The organism is Pseudoalteromonas prydzensis, from assembly GCF_011050055.1.
Taxonomy (GTDB): Bacteria; Pseudomonadota; Gammaproteobacteria; order Enterobacterales; family Alteromonadaceae; genus Pseudoalteromonas; species Pseudoalteromonas prydzensis_A.
The window spans coordinates 1-4,880 of the sequence record NZ_DRGM01000188.1 but is presented as its reverse complement, the minus strand read 5'-3'; the positions used below and the strand labels follow the sequence as shown (position 1 = coordinate 4,880).

Below are 4,880 nucleotides of genomic sequence, written 5' to 3'. Positions count from 1 at the left end.
TGCTAAACCAAATTATTGAGCCAACACAAGCGCCAAGTGCAAAATGCATTGGGTTTGGTTGTAAAGCGCCAATATTGCCAAGTAATAACACGGTATCTAAATACACATGTGGATTTAACAAACTAATTGCAAAGGCCGAAAGAGCAGTACTCCACCAGCTTACTTTTTCTACTTGGCTTACCTTTAAACCCGAAGTCCCTTTAACTGCTCGCATTGCAGATCCATACGCTAAGTACAATAGCATCGCAATACCGCCCCACGTTAACCAAGGTAGTAAGCCCGGTAATAATTGCCGTAATTCATTTGCTGCAAATACACCTATTAAAATAAGAGTCGCGTCGCAAATAATGCATACCGAGGCTAAAACAAACCGATTAGCGCCAGCCATACATTGGCTTAAAATCCAGATGTTTTGCGCGCCAATAGCAATAATTAAACTTAGTCCCAGAATCACACCCGATAAAAACGACATACTTTAAATCCACTCAATTATTCAATGCCTTGCAGGGTAGGGTGTAATCTGTTACAAATCCAATGAATATATTTAGGGTTATATGCGTAAAACTCATGATTGCTTATCAACTACTCAATGCACTGTCGGCGGTTATTAGTGAAGGCGGGTTTGAAAAAGCCTCTAAAAAACTATTTATTACGCAATCGTCAGTAAGTCGGCGGATTCATCAACTCGAAGCCAAACTTGGAGAGCCTGTAATTATTAGAACGCAGCCACCGCGCCCGACCGCTCTTGGCAAGCGTTTACTTAATCATTTACAACAAGTGCTGCAGTTAGAAGTTGCTTTAAACGTAGATGCACTTAACGAACACTCCAGCTTAAATACACCTCTTAGTGTAAAGTTGGCTGCCAATGCTGACTCACTAGCAACATGGTTGCCAGAAGCCCTTGCTATACTAGACACAGAATCTGATTGTAAATTTAGATTTGAAGTGATCTCAGAAGATCAATCCATCGCTCATAAAAGGATGAAAGATGGCGAGGTAATGGTGTGTATCAGCTCATCTCCTGAGCCTGTAAATGGCGGGTTAGCAAGCTCATTAGGCGCTATACGCTACAAGGCAATTGCGAGTCCTGACTTTATTAAACAGCATAATCTCACTTCGCTTTCGCAATTGGCGCAGCTGCCCTGTTTAGTTTTTAGTGAGTACGATAAGCTACAGCACCAGTTTTTAGAAGATATTAACGGCTCAACGCCAGAGTATATGCATATATATCCTTCATCAGAGGGATTTAAACAAGCCATGATAGCAGGCCTAGGCTATGGTTTATTGCCGACTTTGCAGCTTGGCGATTCCTTGCAAAAAGGGGAGTTAGTTGACTTATTTCCAGAGTATTATATTGATACGTCCTTGTACTGGCATTATTGGCAAAGTGAAAGCCCGCAACTTAAAGCACTGCGTAAGTTTGCAATGCAAGTTGCGGCTAACCGATTAGAACCAATTTAAAGGTGTTTATAACTGCCCTAATCTATAAATGAGTAATGCAGTTTTTTTAATGTTTTTATCAAGGCTGGTTAAGTCGGCTGTTTCGTTTTTAGTGTGCGCACCGCTACCCATTAAGCCCAAACCATCAAGTGCCATATCAACATGGTTTGCGGCAAATGAAATATCTGCCGCACCTGCATTACGTGGATTAGCGGCTACTACTTTGTTAAAGCCTAAATCATGGCTTGCGTCGCTGTATAATTCTAATAGCTTTTTATTGCCATCAGTTAATGCCATTGGCGGGTAACCGTCTTCAAAAATAAGCTCTGCTTTACTGCCATTTAAACTGTTGCTAGCAATAAGTTGCATTGATCTTTTTGCGTTTTCTAATTGTTTTGGCGAAAGTGCGCGTAAATCACCTGCTACATGCACGGTTTGTGCTATTACGTTGCTTTTACCAAACGCCGTTGCTGACGAATTAGCACTGTCGTAATCGGCATTAGTACCGCCCACAATAAGCCCCGGGTTAAACGTTAAATTAGGTTGCGTGGCAAGTTGCTCTCTAAAATCATTTAAAATGCGTGATGCCTCGTAAATAGCGCCATAACCAACGTTTTCGCTAAATATTTGCGAAGAATGCGCCGCATTTGCCGTTACGTTTAGCGTCCAACCGGTATAACCACGGCGTGCAGCCATAGCTGTTTTTATATTGTTATCGCCATTTTCATAACCAAGCGCTACGTCAGCCCAAATTGCCGCATCAACAATAGCTTGTTTAGATAAGCTAAGCGGGCGACCGCTGCTTTCTTCATCGCCGGTTAGTAACACTTTTATGCTTACATTTTCGAGTAAATTAAGGGCTTGTAAGCTTTTAAGTGCAGTAATTATTACCGTGTTACCGCCTTTCATATCGGCAACGCCTGGGCCACTGGCTGTATCGGCATCAAGCTGTTTGTAGGTAGTAAAGTTATCGTTTTTGGCAAATACCGTATCTAGATGGCCGATCATCAGTATTTTTATTGCATCGGGGTCATTACTCTCATGGGTTGCTAATACATGACCTGCGCGGTTAAACGCACTGCCATCAAGCCATTCTACTTTAAAACCTATGGCTTTAAGCTGCTCGCTTGTCAGCGCCCCTACTTTTTTTACACCTTCAATATTAAGCGAACCGCTATTAATATTTACGGCTTGCTCTATTTCTTTAAGTGCTTGGGGAATGTTTTTATCGACCTGTTTTACTATTTCACGCTCGTTTTTATCAAGCGCCGCATGGCTTGTAAGCGGTAAGGTACTAGCAAGTGTGAGAATAAGTGCATGGCTAAATTTTAAAAATGACATAACAGCATAATAAGTGAGAAATAAGAGTATTTAATATGAAGTAAAAATACACAGTATTCAATAGAAGGTGATTGTGATTTTTAACTAATTTTATAAGCAATAACGAGTTACAAGTTTAAGGGTTAAAGGGTGAACGTGTTATTAGTTTAAACACAGGTACTTAAAATATAATCTTTTAATTAATAATCAAGCTGTATAACTAAACAGTAATTTGTCTGATATTACTGATCTCCACCAGTTTGGGGTTTTGCTACATTTAGAAATGGTAAGGCGAAGCTAACTAACCGTTTACAGGTGTTTATTTTATAGCTAGGATAAAGTCATTGTAATATAAGGACATTTGTCGGTTTGTAAAACGACAAATGTCATAGACTAAATTACTTGGAAATAAGTCATTATGAGTGTAATCCGTAAACGTATTGAAAAAAACAAGATGATTATATCAAGTATTGTGAATACATATTTCTTAGCAGATCAGAATCAAAAATTGCTAGGGCATCTGTTGGATAACCCTGAATTGCTCTCTCGCTGGAAAGATTCGTATGCAATGAGTGGTGTAAATAGTCTTCGTTTTTCACTTTATATGCATGTCCTATCGGAAATGCGTGCGATTCTATTTGATAGTCAAAAAAGAGTAGCAAGTGTTCGTAATATGGTTGAATGCTTAAACGATGAAGCTTTTATTACAAAGCTGAAAGAATGGTTTTGTGATACAAGCAATAAAGAAATATACTCATGTGACGGTACATTATCAGGAGGTTCAATAGAACATATTAGACTTGAAAGTGCAAAATTAAAAGCAAAAGCATTTGATGAGATTTTAGATAAAGTTAAAACTAATTTTCAAAATCTAAAGGAATCTGAAGTTGGTATTAGGGTAAATAATGCACGAAATAAAATGATCTCACATAAAGAGTTTTCGTCTACAAAAGAGACTGGACGTAAGGTCTTTGATGCGAGTGACTTCGGGTTAGTATATTCTGATGCAAGAGATATCGTTGAACAATCGCATGATATTATATTCCCTATTTATAGTCTTTTTACTAAATCTCACTTTGATAGCGTGTATTCAATGAAGCATCATGAACTAGTAGCAACTGAGTTTTGGTCAAAATAATTTACCTAAAAAAGCTGTTAAACAATGGCAAAAAAGTTGGCTTTTGTTCCTTAAACGCTTTTTTTAGCTAACATATTTTTTGCTTGTTAAGAGGGCATTAGCTTTTATGGAGAGTTCGTGAGTATCTGTCTAACTATTTCAAAAATTGACTGGGCTATAACCAAGGATGTTTTCGCTATTATTGGTACTGTATCTGCGATTATTATTGGAGTTATCGGTTTAAACACTTGGCGAAGGCAATTAAAAGGCACAAGTGAATATGAGGTAGCGAAGAAAGCTATACTACTAACATATGAAGTTGAACAAGCCATCCAAGGTGTACGAAACCCAATGCTACATCTCCCAAAAGACGAAGTTGAAGCTGGTCGCCAATTAGCAGCGGAACAAAAGATATACTCAGATCGCTTTGCCACTTTAGAGAATAAATGGGCTGAACTTCAAACTATCAAGCTTGAATCAAAAGTTATTTGGGATATTTCTGCTGCAGATAGTTTTAATGGATTACGAGATATCATCGGTAAATTAAGAGGTGGTATTTGGCTCCATTTCTGGATGAAGGGGGCTTATGCAGGTCCAGGTGCAACAGTAGATAATAGTGCAAAGCGGAAAATAGAGAATGATAAAGTTGTTTATTATACATCTGAGGATGATGAGTTTTCATTAAAGATTAAACATGCAGTTGAGCATGTTGAAAACTTTTTCAAAGACAAAGTTCGCAGTAAATAAAATACAACAAGATCTTTAAGTGCGTAATACTTTTACTTCATTCTATCTTGCCGTTATTCAGCACAAGTAACCATCAGGTTTAACACCATTAGCATTAAACCTGACAGCTCAAACTCAACCAATCAACGTTAATTAGTCGGCATTAAATAAATCTCGCGTACGCTGTTGCGCTGGTTTGCTTCAATAGCAAACAATACCGCGTCGGCTACATCTTGCGGGTCGAGTTTGTCGGGTTTTGCTTCATCAAAAAACGGGG

The 4,880-nt window shown here is 38.5% G+C and carries 5 protein-coding genes and 1 pseudogene; 3 read left to right on the top strand and 3 right to left on the bottom strand.

Going from position 1 to position 4,880, the window contains the following annotated elements; translation table 11 throughout:
- Nucleotides 1-472: LysE/ArgO family amino acid transporter (locus tag ENH88_RS19410; protein ID WP_304184823.1), on the bottom strand; the 472-nt coding region annotated here is incomplete at its 3' end.
- A 95-nt stretch (nt 473-567) separates the two neighbouring features.
- On the opposite strand from ENH88_RS19410, the gene ENH88_RS19405 reads away from it, so the two are divergent.
- Nucleotides 568-1,461 carry a LysR family transcriptional regulator ArgP gene (locus ENH88_RS19405; protein ID WP_304184822.1) on the top strand — a complete coding sequence of 298 codons (894 nt, stop codon included), beginning with the start codon at nt 568-570 and terminating at the stop codon, nt 1,459-1,461.
- A 6-nt stretch (nt 1,462-1,467) separates the two neighbouring features.
- Here ENH88_RS19405 and ENH88_RS19400 read toward each other — a convergent pair whose 3' ends face one another.
- On the bottom strand, nt 1,468-2,781 hold the full coding sequence (locus ENH88_RS19400) for a M20/M25/M40 family metallo-hydrolase (RefSeq protein ID WP_304184821.1): 1,314 nt from the start codon (nt 2,779-2,781) through the stop codon (nt 1,468-1,470).
- A 397-nt stretch (nt 2,782-3,178) separates the two neighbouring features.
- On the opposite strand from ENH88_RS19400, the gene ENH88_RS19395 reads away from it, so the two are divergent.
- Nucleotides 3,179-3,898: a hypothetical protein gene (locus ENH88_RS19395; RefSeq protein ID WP_304184818.1), complete on the top strand. Its 720-nt coding sequence runs from the start codon at nt 3,179-3,181 to the stop codon at nt 3,896-3,898.
- Between the two features lie 117 nt (nt 3,899-4,015).
- Nucleotides 4,016-4,624: a hypothetical protein gene (locus ENH88_RS19390; protein WP_033032397.1), complete on the top strand. Its 609-nt coding sequence runs from the start codon at nt 4,016-4,018 to the stop codon at nt 4,622-4,624.
- A gap of 128 nt (nt 4,625-4,752) precedes the next feature.
- Here ENH88_RS19390 and ENH88_RS19385 read toward each other — a convergent pair.
- Nucleotides 4,753-4,880: pseudogene (locus ENH88_RS19385) on the bottom strand (short-chain dehydrogenase); the annotation flags it as partial.

Coding starts and splice junctions, on each gene's coding strand:
- ENH88_RS19405 (WP_304184822.1), top strand. CDS start 568: ATGATTGCTTATCAACTACTCAATGCACTGTCGGCGGTTATTAGTGAA.
- ENH88_RS19400 (WP_304184821.1), bottom strand. CDS start 2,781: ATGTCATTTTTAAAATTTAGCCATGCACTTATTCTCACACTTGCTAGT.
- ENH88_RS19395 (WP_304184818.1), top strand. CDS start 3,179: ATGAGTGTAATCCGTAAACGTATTGAAAAAAACAAGATGATTATATCA.